The organism is Nocardioides flavescens (assembly GCF_009823805.1).
In the GTDB taxonomy this organism is placed as follows: Bacteria; Actinomycetota; Actinomycetes; order Propionibacteriales; family Nocardioidaceae; genus Nocardioides; species Nocardioides flavescens.
In genome coordinates, this window is record NZ_WUEK01000004.1 from 72,568 (window position 1) to 89,058 (window position 16,491).

15 protein-coding genes are annotated in these 16,491 nt (G+C 73.5%); 11 read left to right on the forward strand and 4 right to left on the reverse strand.

Annotated elements, in window-relative coordinates; all coding sequences use genetic code 11:
• Positions 1–20: 20 nt before the first annotated feature.
• The 3 genes from guaB to GRQ65_RS07440 all read left to right on the forward strand — a co-directional run bounded on the left by guaB (position 21) and on the right by GRQ65_RS07440 (position 4,700).
• Entirely contained in the window at positions 21–1,520 is a 1,500-nt protein-coding gene (gene guaB / locus GRQ65_RS07430; protein ID WP_160876788.1) for an IMP dehydrogenase, read from the forward strand.
• A 24-nt stretch (positions 1,521–1,544) separates the two neighbouring features.
• A complete protein-coding gene (locus tag GRQ65_RS07435) occupies positions 1,545–1,919 on the forward strand; it encodes a hypothetical protein (RefSeq protein WP_160876790.1) in 375 nt (124 codons plus the stop codon).
• A gap of 120 nt (positions 1,920–2,039) precedes the next feature.
• Complete coding sequence (locus tag GRQ65_RS07440; protein ID WP_160876792.1) at positions 2,040–4,700, forward strand: S8 family serine peptidase; 2,661 nt, start codon at positions 2,040–2,042, stop codon at positions 4,698–4,700.
• A 5-nt stretch (positions 4,701–4,705) separates the two neighbouring features.
• Here GRQ65_RS07440 and GRQ65_RS07445 read toward each other — a convergent pair whose 3' ends face one another.
• Complete coding sequence (locus GRQ65_RS07445; protein ID WP_237447928.1) at positions 4,706–5,428, reverse strand: DeoR/GlpR family DNA-binding transcription regulator; 723 nt, start codon at positions 5,426–5,428, stop codon at positions 4,706–4,708.
• Positions 5,429–5,507: 79 nt separating this feature from the next.
• Between GRQ65_RS07445 and GRQ65_RS07450 the strand changes: the two genes are divergently transcribed.
• Both GRQ65_RS07450 and GRQ65_RS07455 read left to right on the forward strand, forming a co-directional pair.
• Positions 5,508–5,888: a DUF4406 domain-containing protein gene (locus GRQ65_RS07450; protein ID WP_160876796.1), complete on the forward strand. Its 381-nt coding sequence runs from the start codon at positions 5,508–5,510 to the stop codon at positions 5,886–5,888.
• Positions 5,885–6,541, forward strand: coding sequence for an NUDIX domain-containing protein (locus GRQ65_RS07455; protein ID WP_160876798.1), 657 nt, complete (start codon positions 5,885–5,887; stop codon positions 6,539–6,541). Before GRQ65_RS07450 ends, GRQ65_RS07455 begins: the two co-directional genes overlap by 4 nt.
• Here GRQ65_RS07455 and GRQ65_RS07460 read toward each other — a convergent pair.
• The gene (locus GRQ65_RS07460) at positions 6,531–7,166 is read right to left on the reverse strand and encodes an antibiotic biosynthesis monooxygenase (protein ID WP_337191551.1); all 636 of its coding nucleotides are present in this window, start codon (positions 7,164–7,166) and stop codon (positions 6,531–6,533) included. The genes GRQ65_RS07455 and GRQ65_RS07460 overlap by 11 nt on opposite strands.
• A gap of 41 nt (positions 7,167–7,207) precedes the next feature.
• On the opposite strand from GRQ65_RS07460, the gene GRQ65_RS07465 reads away from it, so the two are divergent.
• Positions 7,208–8,314, forward strand: coding sequence for a GuaB3 family IMP dehydrogenase-related protein (locus GRQ65_RS07465; RefSeq protein ID WP_160876800.1), 1,107 nt, complete (start codon positions 7,208–7,210; stop codon positions 8,312–8,314).
• A 96-nt stretch (positions 8,315–8,410) separates the two neighbouring features.
• Here GRQ65_RS07465 and GRQ65_RS07470 read toward each other — a convergent pair whose 3' ends face one another.
• Complete coding sequence (locus GRQ65_RS07470) at positions 8,411–8,818, reverse strand: pilus assembly protein CpaE (RefSeq protein ID WP_160876802.1); 408 nt, start codon at positions 8,816–8,818, stop codon at positions 8,411–8,413.
• A gap of 2 nt (positions 8,819–8,820) precedes the next feature.
• A complete protein-coding gene (locus GRQ65_RS07475) occupies positions 8,821–9,348 on the reverse strand; it encodes a hypothetical protein (protein WP_160876804.1) in 528 nt (175 codons plus the stop codon).
• A gap of 158 nt (positions 9,349–9,506) precedes the next feature.
• Here GRQ65_RS07475 and GRQ65_RS07480 point away from each other — a divergent pair, with 158 nt between their 5' ends.
• The 5 genes from GRQ65_RS07480 (at position 9,507) to GRQ65_RS07500 (ending at position 16,333) form a co-directional block, all read left to right on the forward strand.
• A complete protein-coding gene (locus GRQ65_RS07480) occupies positions 9,507–11,141 on the forward strand; it encodes a succinic semialdehyde dehydrogenase (RefSeq protein ID WP_160876806.1) in 1,635 nt (544 codons plus the stop codon).
• A complete protein-coding gene (locus GRQ65_RS07485) occupies positions 11,141–12,910 on the forward strand; it encodes a GMC family oxidoreductase (RefSeq protein ID WP_160876808.1) in 1,770 nt (589 codons plus the stop codon). Before GRQ65_RS07480 ends, GRQ65_RS07485 begins: the two co-directional genes overlap by 1 nt.
• A 413-nt stretch (positions 12,911–13,323) precedes the next feature.
• Positions 13,324–14,460: a glycine-rich protein gene (locus tag GRQ65_RS07490; protein ID WP_202387777.1), complete on the forward strand. Its 1,137-nt coding sequence runs from the start codon at positions 13,324–13,326 to the stop codon at positions 14,458–14,460.
• Positions 14,457–15,623, forward strand: coding sequence for a glycine-rich protein (locus GRQ65_RS07495; RefSeq protein WP_160876810.1), 1,167 nt, complete (start codon positions 14,457–14,459; stop codon positions 15,621–15,623). Before GRQ65_RS07490 ends, GRQ65_RS07495 begins: the two co-directional genes overlap by 4 nt.
• Positions 15,620–16,333, forward strand: a complete 714-nt coding sequence (locus tag GRQ65_RS07500) for a DinB family protein (RefSeq protein ID WP_160876812.1) — start codon at positions 15,620–15,622, stop codon at positions 16,331–16,333. Before GRQ65_RS07495 ends, GRQ65_RS07500 begins: the two co-directional genes overlap by 4 nt.
• Positions 16,334–16,491: the final 158 nt, after the last annotated feature.

Consider the following 16,491-nt stretch of genomic DNA (forward strand, 5'->3'; position numbering starts at 1 on the left):
CGAGCGATAGGATCGGGCAGGTGGAGATCCCGGAGAAGTTCGCCAGCCTCGGCCTCACCTACGACGACGTGCTGCTGCTCCCGGGGCACTCGGACCTCGCGCCGTCCGACATCGACACCACCTCCCGCCTCACCCGCGAGATCTCGCTGAAGGTGCCGCTCGTCAGCGCTGCGATGGACACCGTGACCGAGTCGCGGATGGCCATCGCGATGGCCCGCCAGGGCGGTCTCGGCGTGCTGCACCGCAACCTGTCGATCGAGGACCAGGCCTACCAGGTCGACCTCGTGAAGCGCACCCAGACCGGCATCATCTCCAACCCCGTCACCATCGGTCCCGACGCGACGCTCGAGCAGCTCGACGCGATCTGCGGTGAGTACCGCGTCTCGGGCCTGCCCGTCGTCGACGTCGACAACCGGCTGCTGGGCATCTGCACCAACCGCGACCTGCGCTTCACCCCGGTCGCGGAGTGGGCCACCACCAAGGTCGACGAGGTGATGACCCCGATGCCGCTGGTGACCGGACCGGTCGGCATCTCGCGTGAGGACGCCACCACCCTGCTCCGCAAGCACAAGCGCGAGCGCCTGCCGCTCGTCGACGACCAGGGCCGCCTCGCCGGACTGATCACGGTCAAGGACTTCGTGAAGTCCGAGCAGTTCCCCCTCGCCTCCAACGACGCGCACGGGCGCCTGCTCGTCGGTGCTGCCATCGGCTACTTCGGCGACGCCTGGGAGCGCGCGACCACGCTGGTCGAGGCCGGGGTCGACGTCCTCGTGGCCGACACCGCCCACGGCAACGTGCGCCTGCTGCTCGACATGGTGAAGCGGCTCAAGACCGACCCCGCCACCCGCCACGTCCAGGTCATCGGCGGCAACGTCGCCACCCGCGAGGGCGCCCAGGCGTTCGTCGACGCGGGCTCGGATGCGGTCAAGGTCGGCGTCGGCCCGGGCTCGATCTGCACCACGCGCGTCGTCACCGGCGTCGGCGTGCCGCAGGTCAGCGCGGTCTACGAGGCCTCGCTCGCCTGCCAGCCGGCCGGCGTGCCCGTCATCGCCGACGGCGGGCTGAAGTACTCCGGCGAGATCGCCAAGGCCCTCGTCGCCGGCGCCGAGTCGGTCATGGTCGGCAGCCTGCTCGCCGGGTGCGAGGAGTCGCCGGGCGACCTGGTGTTCGTCAACGGCAAGCAGTACAAGTCCTACCGCGGCATGGGCTCGCTGGGCGCGATGAGCTCGCGCGGCAAGAAGTCCTACTCCAAGGACCGCTACTTCCAGGCCGAGGTCGCCAGCGACGACAAGATCGTGCCGGAGGGCATCGAGGGCCAGGTGGCCTACCGCGGCCCGCTCGCCGCCGTGGCCCACCAGCTGGTCGGCGGGCTCACCCAGTCGATGTTCTACGTCGGCGCGCGCACCGTGCCCGAGCTGCAGGAGAAGGGTCGCTTCGTGCGGATCACCTCCGCCTCGCTGAAGGAGAGCCACCCGCACGACGTCCAGATGACCGTCGAGGCGCCCAACTACGCCGGCTGAGACCGGCTGGACGAGAGCGCGACGATGCGCCTGCGACTCACCCGCGACAGCGTGGCCGCCGGCGACGACGTCGGTGCGCCGCACCTGTCGATCGTCGACCTGCCCGACGCCAGCACGACCGGCGACCTCTGCGGCTGGGTGCGCAGCGCGCGCCCGATCGCCTCGGTCGCCGGCGGCTCGACGTGGGCGCTGCGCGTCGAGGGCCGGGTCGTGGCGGTGCTCGGTGAAGGTCCGCGCGACTTCGTCGAGACCGACCCGGCGACCTCCCTGCTGCCCGAACGCCGTCCGCTGACCGCGCACCTGGAGTACCTCCTCCACGACGACGTCGACACCGTCGTCGCGCGGGTGCGCGAGGAGCCCACCCGCACCGACCTGCGCCGCCTCGCCCGCGAGCGCTGAGCCTCCGCCGACCACCCGGGGGCGCTGGTCCGGTCAGCCGGCGCCGCACACAGCCGGGCGTGCGACGATGCCGCCGCCGCAGGCGGACACCCTCTCCCGCGGCTCGCACCAGGAGGCCGCATGACCCGCACGCGTCTTCACCCGGCGGCGGTCCCCGTGGTCGCCGTCCTGGCGCTCGCGGCGGCCGGGGCCGCGGTGCCCGGGCGGGCGGCCGAGGCCGTCCCCCGTGCCTCGGTGCAGCCGGACAGCACGTCGATCCACCTGCGGGGGGTCGACCTCGACACCTCGGCCCCGCCCCAGGGGCTCGCGGCCCGGGCGCGCGCCGCGGTCGACGGCACCGCCCCCGTGCCGGGCCGACAGCTGCGCCTCGTGCAGTACGCCGGCCCGATCCAGCCGCGGTGGTACGCCGCGCTCGAGGCTCGCGCCCGGGTCGTGTCCTACGTCCCCGACCACGCCTACCTCGTCTGGGTGACGCAGGCGGACGCCGAGGCGCTCGCCGCGGAGGCGGCCGACGGCGACGGCGCCGTGGTCTGGTCGGGCCCCCTCGACCCGGCGTACCGCCTGGCGCCCGAGCTGCGCGACCCGCCGGACGACACCAGCGGCACCGTCGACATCACCCTGCAGGTCGTCGACAACCCTGCCGGGGCCGCGGCGGTCGCGTCCCTCGAAGCGAGCGCGACGGTCCTCGGCGAGCCCTACGACCTGGCCGGGCTCACCACCGTGTCGGTGCGGGTGCCCGCGGCCGACGTCGAGGGCCTCGCCGCGCTCGCACCGGTCGTCGACGTCGAGCCGGTCGCCGCGCCCGAGCCCCTCGACGAGGTGCAGGGCCAGCTGCTCGCCGGCGACGCGGTCGTCCGGGTGGGTGGTCGGACCCGCCCCTCCGGGCCCGGCTACCTCGCCTGGCTCGACCGGCTCGGGTTCCCGCACGACCCGTCGGCGTACCCCCAGGTCGTGGTCGTCGACGACGGCCTCGACAACGGGTCGGTCTCGACCGGCGTCGACGACCTCTACCTGCAGGGCCGCCGCACCAACGCCTCGCGCGTCGCGTCCAACGTCAACTGCACCAGGGACTCCCAGGCCGACGGCCTCGCCGGCCACGGGACGATCAACGTCGGGATCGTCGGCGGCTACAACGACGGCACGGGCGCGGCGAACGTCGACGCGAACGGCTTCCACTACGGCCTCGGGGTCTCGCCGTGGGGCCGGGTGGGGTCGCTCAAGGTGTTCCGCAACAACGGCGACTTCGACCTGACCGTCTGCGGCGGGACGGTCTCCGCGATGGTGAGACGGGCCTACCTGGCCGGCGCCGGTCTCACCTCCAACTCGTGGGGCAGCGCGGTGAACGGCGCCTACGATGCGCAGGCTCGCGCGTACGACGTCCTGACCCGCGACGCCAGCTCGGCCGTCGCGGGCAACCAGGAGATGCTGCACGTCTTCGCGGCGGGCAACGCCGGGGCCGACGCGGGCACCATCTCCTCGCCCGCGAGCGCCAAGAACGTGCTCACGGTCGGCGCCACCGAGAACGTCCGCGACCAGGACACGCTCGACGGCTGCGGGGAGGTGAACGGCGACAGCGACTCCGACATCGCCGACTTCTCCAGCCGCGGCCCGACCGCCGACCTGCGGGTCAAGCCCGACCTGGTGGCGGCCGGCACCCACGTCCAGGGGCCCGCGTCGCAGGTGTCGGGCTACGTCGGGGACGGGGTCTGCGGCGCGGCGAGCGGTGACCAGCGCTACTACCCGGCCGGACAGACCCGCTACACCTGGTCGTCCGGCACCTCGCACTCGACGCCGGCGATCGCCGGAGCCGCCTCGCTCGTGCAGAGCTGGTACGGCCGCGTGCTGGCTCCCGGCGCGACGGCGAGCCCCGCGATGCTCAAGGCGCTGCTGCTGAGCACCCCGCGCTACCTCGACGGCACGGGCGCCGGCGGCAGCCTGCCGAGCAGCGCCCAGGGCTACGGCGTACCGGACCTGGGTGAGCTGTTCGACCCCACCACGGCCCGGTTCGCGACCGACCAGCAGACGCTGCTGACCGCCTCGGGACAGACCTGGACCCGCGACCTCGCGGTCACCGACCCGACGGAGCCAGTGCGGGTCACGCTGGCCTGGACCGACGCTCCCGGCTCGACGGTGGGCAGTGCCTACGTCAACGACCTCGACCTGGAGGTCCTGGCGGGCGGGCAGACCTACCGCGGCAACGTCTTCTCGGGCGCCACCTCGGTCACCGGCGGCAGTGCCGACCCGCGCAACAACGTCGAGAGCGTCTTCCTCCCGCCCGGCACCACCGGGCCGGTGACGCTGCGGGTGCGCGGCACCAACATCGCCGGTGACGGTGTCCCGGGCAACGCGACGCCGCTGGACCAGGACTTCGCGCTGACCGCCGGCAACGTCGGCGTGCCCCAGGTCGTGACGCCTGTCGACACACCCAGTCCCGTGACGACCCAGCCGTCCCTGTCCGTGGCCGGCGCCAAGGTCAGGGAGGGCGACCGCGGCACGCGGAGGTTGGCGTTCACGGTCTCGCTCAGCGCTCCCTCGTCGTCGCCGGTCACCTTCGCGTGGCGGACGCGGAACGGCACGGCCAGGGCGCCGTCCGACTACCGCGCCGGCCGCGGCACGGTGACGGTCCCGGCCGGCACGACCTCGGTGCGGCTCGTGGTGAGGGTGCGTGGCGACCGACGGCCCGAGCGCGACGAGCGGTTCAGGGTCGTCGTCAGTGGAGTCTCGGGCGCGGTGCTGCAGGGCTCGGGCACGGCGACGGGCCGCATCCGCGACGACGACTGACGCCCTCAGAGCACGGCGATGCCGCGGGCGGCCAGGCCGCGGCTGACCTCGTGGTCGCCGCCGTCGGTGACGATCCCGGCGACGTCGTCGAGGCCGAGCACGTCGAAGGCGGAGGCAGTGCCGAGCTTCTCGGCGCTCGCCAGCACCCAGGTCTCGGCGGCGCGACGCGACAGGGCCCGCTTCATCGCGGCCTCGTCGGCGTCGCCGGTCGTCAGCCCGTGCTCGAGGTGGACACCGGTGACCCCCAGCAAGAACAGGTCGGCCGAGACGGATCCCGCCGCCTCGACGGCGGCGGCGCCGCAGGCGACCGCCGAGTGCTTGAAGATCCGCCCGCCGATGAGGATGGTCTCCACACCGGGGTGCTCGAGCAGCGCGACCGCCACGGTCGGGCTGTGGGTGACGACGGTGCAGGTCAGGTCGGCGGGCAGGGCGCCGGCGACCGCGAGCGCGGTCGTGCCGCCGTCGAGCACGACGACGGCGCCGGGGTGGACCAGGCGTGCGGCGCGGCGGGCCACCTCCTGCTTGCTCTCGGGGGCGAGGGCGCGGCGGCCGGCGTAGTCGACGACGGCGGGGGAGGCGGGTACGGCTCCGCCGTACACCTTCTGGCACAGGCCCTGGGCGGCGAGGTCGCGCAGGTCGCGCCGGATGCTGTCCTCGGACAGGCCGAGCTCGGCGGCGAGGTCCTTGGCGACGACCTTGCCGTCGGTGCGCAGACGGGTGAGGAGCAAGTCGCGTCGTTCGGCTGCCAGCACGGCGTTCCTTCCTGATGTTGCACGTTGTTGCACGTTTGGTCGTAGTGTACGCCGCATGACGACCCCGATGCTCATCCTGATCGCCGGCCCCTACCGCTCCGGCACCGGCGGCGACCCCGCCGCGATGGCCGCCAACCTCGCCCGGCTCGAGGAGGCCGCCTGGCCGCTCTTCGCCGCCGGGCACCTGCCGGTGATCGGCGAGTGGGTGGCGCTGCCGGTGCTGCACTCCGCCGGGGCCGACGAGACCGACCCGCTGGCCGACGAGGTGCTCTACCCCACCGCGCGGCGGCTGCTGGCCCGCTGCGACGCAGTGCTGCGGCTGCCCGGCGACTCCGTCGGCGCCGACCAGGACGTCGCCACGGCCCGCGAGCGCGGGCTGCCCGTCTTCTTCCGTCTCGAGGACGTGCCGGTCGTGGGCGCCGGGGCGACGTCGTGACGCCCGGGGTGGACGTCCCCGACCACCGGGGGCGCACCGGTCTCGACCTCGTCGGCCGCGAACTCGCCCGCAACCCCGATGTCGTCGTGCGCGACGTCGAGCTCACCTCGCAGGGCTGGCACGTGCTGCGGCGCACGACGTACGACCGCCGGCGCCGCGACGGCGGGTGGGTCACCGAGCAGCGCGAGACCTACGACCGCGGCAACGGCGCCGCCCTGCTGCCGTACGACGCCGCGCGCGGCACGGTGCTGCTGACCCGGCAGTTCCGCTACCCGGTCTACGTCAACGACCACCCCGACGGGATGCTCGTCGAGGTCGCGGCGGGGCTGCTCGACGAGGACGACCCCGAGACCGCCATCCGGCGCGAGGCGGCCGAGGAGCTCGGGGTGCGCGTCCGCGAGCTCGTCCCTGTGTTCGACCTGTGGATGAGTCCGGGCTCGGTGACCGAGCGGCTGCACTGCTACGCCGCGGCGTACGCCGCCGGCGACCGCATCGGCGCGGGCGGGGGAGTGGTGGAGGAGGGCGAGGACATCGAGGTCCTCGAGCTCGCCTTCGACGAGGCGCTGGCGATGGTGGGCGACGGCCGGATCGCCGACGGCAAGACCGTCGCCCTGCTGCAGTGGGCCGCGCTCAGCGGGCCGTTCAGGCGCTGACGCGCCGGCGCCACGGCGGCGGCTGGCCCTGGAGGAACCACTCCATCCGCCTGGTCATCCACGGCAGGGCGAGGTAGGTCATCGTCGGGGTCATCACCAGCACCGAGGTGAGCACCCGCAGCGGCAGCGCCAGGTCGGGCAGCAGCCAGTGGAACAGGTAGTTGACGACCAGGCTGAGCGGCGCGAAGACCAGGAAGATCACCACCATCTGCTTCCACCGCGGCGGAGGAGCGGCCGCCGGGCGCAGGTCCTCGGCGTCGTACGACGACGGCGGGTCGAACCAGCCCTCGATGCCGGTGAACCGCTCCACCTTGGCGTGCCCCACCAGCCCCTGGGCCGCGCCGAGCCACCACTCCCGCTGCGGGGAGGACTCCCAGCGCTCGAGCGCCTCGGCGTCGGCGAAGCGGTAGAGCATGTGCCACTGGTCCGAGCCGACCGCGGGGCGGACCCAGCCCGAGCCGAGGAACCCCTCGAAGCGCGACGCGAGCGCGGACCCCGCGCGGATCCACGCCAGCATCTCGTCGTCGTGGCCCGGCGCGAGGTGACGCGTGATGGAGACGGTCACAGGCTGGCTCACAGGCTGGCTCACGGGTCGGCTCGCGGCCTGGTCGACGGGCTGGCTCACCTGTCCATGGTGCCGTGCCCGCCGGATGCGAGGATGACCCGGTGACCGAGATCGAGATCGGCCGGGCCAAGCGGGCGCGCCGCGCGTACTCCTTCGACGACGTGGCGATCGTGCCCTCGCGGCGCACGCGCGACCCCGAGGAGGTCAGCGTCGACTGGCAGATCGACGCCTACCGCTTCGAGCTGCCGGTGCTGGCGGCGCCGATGGACTCGGTGATGTCGCCGTCGACCGCGATCGCGCTCGGCCGCTGGGGCGGGCTCGGGGTGCTCAACCTCGAGGGGCTCTGGACCCGCTACGAGGACCCCTCGACCCTGCTCGAGGAGGTCGCCGGCCTCCGCGGTGAGCGGGCCACCGCGCGGCTGCAGGAGATCTACGCCGAGCCGATCAAGGCCGAGCTCATCACCGAGCGGCTGCGCGAGATCCGCGACGCGGGCGTGACCGTGGCCGGCTCGCTCTCGCCGCAGCGCACCCGGGAGTTCGCCAAGACCGTGGTCGACGCCGGCGTCGACATGTTCGTCATCCGCGGCACCACCGTGAGCGCCGAGCACGTCTCGAGCCAGGCCGAGCCGCTGAACCTCAAGGAGTTCATCTACGAGCTCGACGTGCCCGTCGTCGTCGGCGGCTGCGCCACCCACCAGGCCGCGCTCCACCTGATGCGCACCGGTGCCGCCGGCGTCCTCGTCGGCTTCGGCGGCGGCGCCGCCCACACCACCCGCACCGTCCTGGGCGTCGCCGTGCCGATGGCCAGCGCCGTCGCCGACGTCGCCGCGGCCCGCCGCGACTACCTCGACGAGTCGGGCGGGCGCTACGTCCACGTCATCGCCGACGGCTCCATCGGCAAGTCCGGCGACATCGCCAAGGCCATCGCCTGCGGCGCCGACGCCGTCATGGTCGGCTCGCCGTTCGCCCGCGCCTCCGACGCCCCCGGCCGCGGCTTCCACTGGGGCGCCGAGGCCCACCACGGCTCGCTCCCGCGCGGCCAGCGGGTGGAGTTCGAGACCGTCGGCACCCTGGAGGAGATCCTCTTCGGCCCCTCCCGCACCGCCGACGGCACGATGAACCTCATCGGCGCCCTCAAGCGCTCCATGGCCACCACCGGCTACACCGAGCTCAAGGAGTTCCAGCGCGTCGAGGTCGTCGTCGTCTGAGCTGGTCGGAGCGGGTGGTTTCGAGACAGGACTTCGTCCTTCCTCAACCACCGACGCCGGTGGTCGAGGAGGCCGGCTACGGCCGTCTCAGAACCACTACGGGAGACCGGCCGTCAGGACTCCCAGCACCGCCCGGGCGTACGCCGCCTCGGGGGTGACGTCGACCCAGCGGGAGGTCTCGACGGTGACGGCGTAGCCCTCCGGCGGGCCGGGGACGCGCTCGAGGGAGACGAACGAGCGCCCGAGGACGGCGCGCAGCTGGTCCTCGCGCGGCAGCCAGACCGCCTCGTGCGCCTCGAGGCTGTCCAGGGCCCACTCGGTGGTGCCGTTGAAGGCCAGGACCGGTGGGCCGTCGGGGACGTCGACGGTCTGGATGACCATGTCGCTGAGCACGAAGACCTGCTCGTCGAGGTCGCGGTCGGGCACGGCGAAGGCGTCGCCCGGCGCCGGGTCCCAGCGCAGCCCGGCGGCCTGCAGCGCCCGCGCGAGCTCGAGACCGATCACGCTCAGAGCTCGCGGACCACGGGGCCGGAGACGTCCGACACGCCTGCCGTGCCCGGGAGGCCCAGCGCCTCGCGGAGGTACGACGGCGCGCCGTTGCGCTCCAGCGAGGCCTGGGTGCGGGCGACGGGACGCTCGCGCGGCCAGCACTCGAACCACACGAGCGCCATGGCGACGACCGCGGCGAGCACGACGAGCAGGAAGCCTCCCGAGGTGACCACGAAGCCGAGCGCGAGGCAGACGAACAGCACCGCCTCGCTGAAGGCGAAGCGGGTGGTCGTGCCGGCGCGGTAGGCCGCCACGCTCTGCGCCCGGGCCTGCTCGGGGTCGGTGCCGGGAGTGATCGCGGGCGCGCGGTAGCCCACGGCCTCGCAGATCCCGAACGCCACGAGCCCGGCGACCAGCGGTACGGCGAGCAGCGGGGTGGCGTCCAGCGCCCCGTCGGTCGGCGCGAGGACGAACCCCATCGCGATCACGATGAACACCGGGGCGGCGAGCAGCGCGCCCACGAAGACGCGGAGGGAGGCCAGCATCCGCCCACGGTAACCAGGGCGGGTCCGGACCGGCCTGACAACGGCGGACCGGGCTGGATCGGCAATGGGCGCGCTTGACACCTGGGAGCAGTGTGTAAATCGGCACAGTTCGATACTCACCGGTAGCGAACGGGCCGAGACCGACCTAGGCTCGAGGCATGAGCGACCGGAACAGTGACCGGAACCCGACCTCTGCCGGCGGTCCGCTCGTCGACGGTCCCCTCGACCCTGAGCACGACGTGGCCGCGTCGTACGCCCTCGAGCCGGAGCACGTCGCGAGCCTGACGCGCCGCCTCGTGGCGACGACGGGTCGCACCGTCGAGGTGCGCACCCCGCTGACCGGCGCCCCGCTGGCCCACGTCCCGCAGTCGAGCGCCGAGGACGTCGAGCAGGCCTTCGCCCGCGCCCGACGCGCCCAGGAGGCCTGGGCCCGCACCAGCGTCGGCGAGCGGGCCGCCGCGCTGCTGCGCCTGCACGACCTGATCCTCGACCGGCAGGACGAGATCATCGACCTGATCGTCTGGGAGTCCGGCAAGGCCCGCAAGCACGCCTTCGACGAGCCCCTGCACGTGGCGCTCACCGCGCGCTACTACGCCCGCACGGCCCACCAGCACCTCGACACCCGCCGCGGCCAGGGCGTCGTCCCCGGGCTGACGCGCATCGACGTCAACCGCGTGCCCAAGGGAGTCGTCGGCGTCATCTCGCCGTGGAACTACCCCTTCACGATGGCCCTGTGCGACGGCCTCCCCGCCCTGCTCGCCGGCAACGCGGTCGTCGCCAAGCCCGACGCCCAAACCATGCTCTCGGCGCTGTACGCCGCGCAGCTGCTCGAGGAGGCCGGCTTCCCGGCCGACCTGTGGAGCGTCGTCGCCGGCCCCGGCTCCGAGATCGGTCCCGAGCTGGTCGCGCGCGCCGACTACGTCTGCTTCACCGGCTCGACCGCGACCGGTCGCCGAGTCGCCCAGGGCTGCGCCGATCGGCTGATCGGCTGCTCGCTCGAGCTCGGCGGCAAGAACCCCTTCCTCGTGCTGCGCGACGCCGACGTCGAGCGCGCCGCGGAGGGCGCCGTCCGTGCGGTGTTCTCCAACGCCGGCCAGCTGTGCGTCTCCTCGGAGCGGATGTTCGTGGCCGACCAGGTCTACGACCGGTTCGTCGAGCGGTTCGTCTCGCGCACCGAGTCGATGACCCTCGGGGCCACGCTCGACTGGGGCAACGACATGGGCTCGCTGATCTCCCAGCAGCAGCTCGACACCGTGACCGCCCACGTGGACGACGCGGTGGCCAAGGGCGCCCGGGTGCTCACCGGCGGGCGCGCCCGACCGGACCTCGGGCCGTTTTTCTACGAGCCGACGGTCCTCGAGGACGTCACGCCCGAGATGACCTGCTTCGGCGAGGAGACCTTCGGACCGGTCGTCAGCCTCTACCGCTTCCACGACGAGGCCGACGCGGTCGCCCGCGCCAACGCCGGCGACTACGGCCTCAACGCCTCGATCTACAGCCGCGACACCGCCCGCGCGCGCGACCTCGCCCGCCAGGTGAAGTGCGGCACCGTCAACGTCAACGAGGCCTTCGCCGCGACGTTCGCCTCCCTCGACGCCCCGATGGGCGGCATGCGGGCCTCCGGGCTCGGTCGCCGCCAGGGCGCCGAGGGCATCGCCCGCTTCACCGAGACCCAGTCGGTCGCGACGCAGCGGCTGCTGCGGTTCGGGCCGGTGCTGGGGATGTCCGACGACACCTACGCCAAGGTCATGACCGCCAACCTGCGCCTGATGAAGAAGCTGGGGAGGGCCTGATGCCCGGACGACACGCACGCACCGACACCCCTGCGGAGCAGGGCGAGGAGCGCCCGGAGTTCGACTTCGACGTGCTGGTGATCGGCTCCGGCTTCGGCGGCTCCGTCACTGCGCTCCGCCTGACCGAGAAGGGCTACCGCGTCGGCGTCATCGAGGCCGGCCCGCGCTTCGAGGACGACGACTTCGCCACCGGCACGTTCGACCTCAAGCGCTACCTGTGGGCGCCGGCGCTCGGCATGTACGGCATCCAGCGCATCGACGCCGTCCGCGACACGATGATCGTGGCGGGTGCGGGCGTCGGCGGCGGGTCGCTGGTCTACGCCAACACGCTCTACGAGCCGCTCTCGCCGTTCTTCAACGACCCGCAGTGGGCCCACATCACCGACTGGCGCAGCGAGCTCGCGCCGTTCTACGACCAGGCCAAGCGGATGCTGGGCGTCGTCGAGAACCCCGTCCGCACCCCCGCCGACGACGTCATGGAGAAGGTCGCGACCGACATGGGCGTGGCCGAGACCTTCCACCCCACGCCGGTCGGCGTCTTCTTCGGCGGCCCGGACGCGCGGCCCGGCGAGCGGGTCGAGGACCCGTTCTTCGGCGGCGCCGGGCCGGCGCGCAACGCCTGCCTCAACTGCGGCGAGTGCATGAGCGGGTGCCGCCACAACGCCAAGAACACCCTGGTCAAGAACTACCTCTACCTCGCCGAGCAGAACGGCGCCGAGGTGCTCCCGCTGACCACGGTCACCCGCATCTCCCCGCGCCGCCGGGGCGGAGTGGAGCGCGGCTACGACGTGCGCGTGAAGTTCACCAAGGCCCGCACCCGGCGCCACGAGAAGGTGCTGACCGCCGAGCACGTCGTCATGGCGGCCGCGTCGCTCGGCACCCAGAAGCTGCTGCACCGGATGAAGGACGAGGGCTTCCTGCCGCGCCTGTCGAAGCGGCTCGGCTACCTCTCGCGCACCAACTCCGAGTCGATCCTGGGCGCGATCGCGCCCGCCGGTGACACGACCGACTACAGCTACGGCGTGGCCATCACCTCGTCGTTCCACCCCGACGACAACACCCACATCGAGCCCTGCCGCTACGGCAAGGGGTTCAACACGATGGCGATGCTCCAGACCGTGCTGACCGACGGCGACGGCGAGGAGCACCGGGTCAAGACCTGGGCCAAGGAGATGTGGAATCAGCGGCGCTCCATCCGCGAGCTCTACGACTTCCAGCACTGGTCGGAGCGCACGGTCATCGCGCTGGTGATGCAGAGCCTCGACAACTCGATCACGACCTACGGCACCAAGACCCTCGGCGTGTGGCGGATGACCTCGCGCCAGGGCCACGGCGCCCCCAACCCGACCTGGATCCCGCTGGCCAACCAGGCCGTGCGCCGCATCGCCGAGCTGCTCGGCGGCATCGCCGGTGGCAACATCGGCGAGCCCTTCGGGATGCCGCTGACCGCCCACTTCATCGGCGGTTGCCCCATCGGCGACTCGGCGGAGACCGGCGTCGTCGACCCCTACCAGCGCGTCTACGGCCACCCCGGTCTGCACGTGGCCGACGGCTCGGCGATCACCGCCAACCTCGGGGTCAACCCGTCGCTGACGATCACCGCTCAGGCCGAGCGCGCCATGGCCTTCTGGCCCAACAAGGGCGAGGAGGACCCGCGCCCGCCCCTCGACGCGGCGTACGAGCGGATCGCGCCGGTCGAGCCGCAGCATCCGGTCGTGCCCGCGGGCGCCTACGGCGCCCTGCGGCTGCCCATCGTCGGGGTCTCCTGAAAACTTCTCCGACGGGTGCGTAACCCCCTTCCGCAGCCGTCGTTGAAGGGTCGGACACCGGCCACCACGCTCCCTCCCTCCCGGCCGGCGCCCACCGTCCAATTGCTGGTCCAACAGGCGAGTGGACACACGACGCAGAGCCCGGCCACCCTCCCTCCCCGGCCGGGCTCTGCTGTGTGTCGAGGTTTTTCTCGGTGGTTGAGGAAGGACGAAGTCCTGTCTCGAAACCACGTCTCGCGGTGAGTGGTTTCGAGACGGCCGTAGCCGGCTTCATCAACCACCGGGTCGGTGGTTGAGGAAGGACGAAGTCCTGTCTGGAACCACGTGAGCCTGCGGGCAATGGCCCGTCCGGGCCATTCCGGCGTTCGCCGTCCCGGGGTTCAGTGAGAGCCCAACCCTCGGGAGGACGAGTCGTGCGCAGAGTCGGGTCGGCCGCGGTCGCGGCCCTGGTGGTCGCGGGGACGGTGGGGCTGGCTCCCTCGGCGCCCGCCGCCCCGCCGCAGACGGTGAGCTTCGCCTTCACCGGTGGTGAGCAGCAGTGGGTGGTGCCGGCTGGTGTCACCTCCGTGCAGATCGTGGCGAACGGTGCCCGCGGCGGCATCGGCCGCGCCCCCGGCGCCCGGGCCTCGGCGACCGTTCCGGTCACGCCGGGTGCGGTGCTCTACGTCGAGGTGGGCGGCGACGGGTTGAACGGGAAGTTCAGCAACACCGAGACGCTCCCGGGCGGGTTCAACGGCGGCGGCTCGGTGCCGCCGGCCTACGGCCAGGGCGGCTCCGGCGGCGGGGCCAGCGACGTCCGCACCGTCCCCCGGCTGCAGGGCGGGGCCTCGCTCCCGTCGCGTCTGGTGGTGGCGGGAGGCGGTGGCGGCACCGGCCAGAGCGTCGCCCAGGGCAGTCCCGGCGGCGGTGGGTCCGGCAACCTCGACGGCACCGGACCCGGGGCGGCCGGCGGAGCGGGTCCCTACGGAGCCGGTGGTGCCGGTGCCACTCAGACCGCACCGGGAGCGGGAGGCACGGCGTCGAGTCCCGGGCGGGCCGGCCAGCTCGGGCTCGGTGGATCCGGCGGCGGAGCGCCTCGCGGTGACAGCGGCGGTGGAGGCGGCGGCGGACTCTACGGCGGCGGAGGCGGCGGCTCGACCGCCGGCGGCGGTGGCGGATCGAGCGGCTTCGCGGTCGGTGCGACGAACCTGTCCATCGCCACGGCGACCGGACCCGCCTCGGTGACGATCACCTGGACCCCCGCGGACCCGGCGACGGCCCCGGCAGCCCCGGCGACCGCGCCCGAGACCGTGATCGGCAAGGCGCCCGCCGCCAAGGTCCGGGCCGCGCGCAAGAAGACGAAGGTCAAGGTCACGTTCTCCTCGCCGAGCCCCGGCGCGACGTACGAGTGCAGCCTGGACGCGAAGGCGTTCGCACCGTGCACGTCGCCGGCGAAGCTGAAGGTGGGCAGGGGCCGGCACACCTTCGCGGTGCGAGCGGGGCTCGCCGGCGTCGTCGACCCGACGCCCGCGGCGGTGCGGTTCGAGGTGAAGCGGAAGAAGCGTCGATGAGGGCGGGAGTGCTGGGGGCCGTCGGGGCGGGGGCGCTGGTCGTCGCAGGCGTCGTCGCACTGCCCTCCCAGACCGTGGCCGCGACCCCGCAGACGGTGAGCTTCGCCTACACCGGCGCGGAGCAGCAGTGGGTGGTGCCCGCCGGCGTCACCTCGATCCGGATCACCGCGACCGGGGCCAGCGGGGGAGGGGGCAACGGCGGCGCTTACGGCGGCGCCGGGGCTATAGCGACGGGGACCGTGCCGGTGACCCCCGGTCAGGTCCTCTACGTCGAGGTGGGGGGTCGCGGGGCGGACGGCACCCGGCCGGGCCCGTCGCCCGCGGCCGGGGGCTTCAACGGCGGCGGCCGGGCGCTGTTCACCAACTATGCGCAGGGCGGTGGCGGAGGTGGCGCCTCCGACGTCCGGACCGTACCGCGGCTGCAAGGTGGGGCCTCGTTGCCCTCGCGCCTGGTGACCGCTGGTGGCGGTGGCGGTGCCGGTGGCAACAGTGAAGGTGCGGCCGGGGGTGCAGGAGGTAGCGGCAACCGGAACGGCGACGGCGCGGGAGCCGACGGCTCCACCGTCCGCGCGGGCGTCGGCGCCGGCGGGGGTGCGAGTCAGACCGCGGGCGGCACGGGTGGCGCGAGTATCAACAACGGTGTGCCCGGGACGGCCGGTCAGCTGGGTCTGGGCGGCGACGGCTCGGGCACGGCCGGAGCGGCCGACACCGGCGGTGGAGGCGGCGGCGGTCTGTTCGGCGGCGGTGGCGGGGGCGGTGGCGGCCTCGCGGCTGCCGGCGGCGGCGGTGGCTCGAGCGGGTTCGCCGTCGGCGCCACCGGTCTCTCGATCGGGACGGCCGTCGGACCAGCCTCGGTGACCATCACCTGGACCCCGCCGGACGCTCCCGCCCCACCTGAGACGACCATCGGCAAGGCACCGGGCGCCAAGGTCCGGACGGTGCGGAAGAAGACCAAGGTCAAGGTCACCTTCTCCTCGCCGAGCCCCGGCGCGACGTACGAGTGCAGCCTCGATGCGAAGGCGTTCGCCTCCTGCACCTCGCCGACGAAGCTGAAGGTCGGCAAGGGGCGACACACCTTCGCGGTGCGAGCGGTCCTCGCCGGCGTCGCCGACCCCACGCCCGCGACGGTGAGGTTCGAGGTGAAGCGGAAGAAGCGACGGTGAGCGGACGACGGTTCGTCGACGAGGACCTGCGTGGCGCGCGGTTCGACCGTTGCCTGCTCTCCGGGGCGGTGCTGCGCGGGGTCGACGTCGGCGGGATGGAGATCGACTCCCCGTGGCTCACCGAGCCCGGCGGCACCCTGGTCGTCAACGGCGTCGACGTCGTGGCCTACGTCGACGCCGAGCTCGACCGGCGCTTCCCCGGCCGAGCGCTGCGCCGGGCCGCCGATCCGGATGCGTTGCGCGAGGCGTGGACGGCCGTGGAGCGCGCCTGGCGGGCGACGTGCGAGCGGGCGGCGGCGCTCCCGCCCGGCGCGGTGGACGAGTCGGTCGCGGGGGAGTGGTCGTTCAGCCAGACGCTGCGCCACCTGGTCATGGCCACCGACGTCTGGCTCCGCCGGGCCGTGCTGGGCGTCGAGGAGCCGTTCCACCCGCTCGGGCAGCCGCACGCGGAGTACGTCACCGACGGCTTCGACGTCTCGGTCTTCGCGCCCGGCGTGCCGGCGTACGCCGACGTGCTGGCGGCGCGCGCCGACCGGATGTCGATCGTGCGGGGGTTCATCGGGACGGTCACCCCGGAGCTCCTCGCCGAGACCAGGGAGAACCCGTGGGCGCCCGGCCACGCCGAGACCGTGCTGTCGTGCCTGCAGACGATCCTCGAGGAGGAGTGGGAGCACCACCGCTACGCGGTGCGGGACCTGGGGAGGCGTTGATCAATGGCAAGGGCGGCGTCAGCCCCGCCCCAGCACGCACCCGAGCGGCTTCTCCTCGGTCGCCGTGCCTCCGGCACGGCTCCCTCGTCGGCACCACTCGTGCACGCACCGGGACGACGCCGACATCCACCCCCATTGATCAACACCTCCCTCGCAGT

What these genes read in the sequence shown, in the direction of transcription:
- GRQ65_RS07495 (WP_160876810.1), top strand. Translation starts at nt 14,457, where the DNA reads ATGAGGGCGGGAGTGCTGGGGGCCGTCGGGGCGGGGGCGCTGGTCGTC.
- GRQ65_RS07475 (WP_160876804.1), bottom strand. Translation starts at nt 9,348, where the DNA reads ATGCTGGCCTCCCTCCGCGTCTTCGTGGGCGCGCTGCTCGCCGCCCCG.
- GRQ65_RS07480 (WP_160876806.1), top strand. Translation starts at nt 9,507, where the DNA reads ATGAGCGACCGGAACAGTGACCGGAACCCGACCTCTGCCGGCGGTCCG.
- GRQ65_RS07435 (WP_160876790.1), top strand. Translation starts at nt 1,545, where the DNA reads ATGCGCCTGCGACTCACCCGCGACAGCGTGGCCGCCGGCGACGACGTC.
- GRQ65_RS07450 (WP_160876796.1), top strand. Translation starts at nt 5,508, where the DNA reads ATGACGACCCCGATGCTCATCCTGATCGCCGGCCCCTACCGCTCCGGC.
- GRQ65_RS07440 (WP_160876792.1), top strand. Translation starts at nt 2,040, where the DNA reads ATGACCCGCACGCGTCTTCACCCGGCGGCGGTCCCCGTGGTCGCCGTC.
- GRQ65_RS07485 (WP_160876808.1), top strand. Translation starts at nt 11,141, where the DNA reads ATGCCCGGACGACACGCACGCACCGACACCCCTGCGGAGCAGGGCGAG.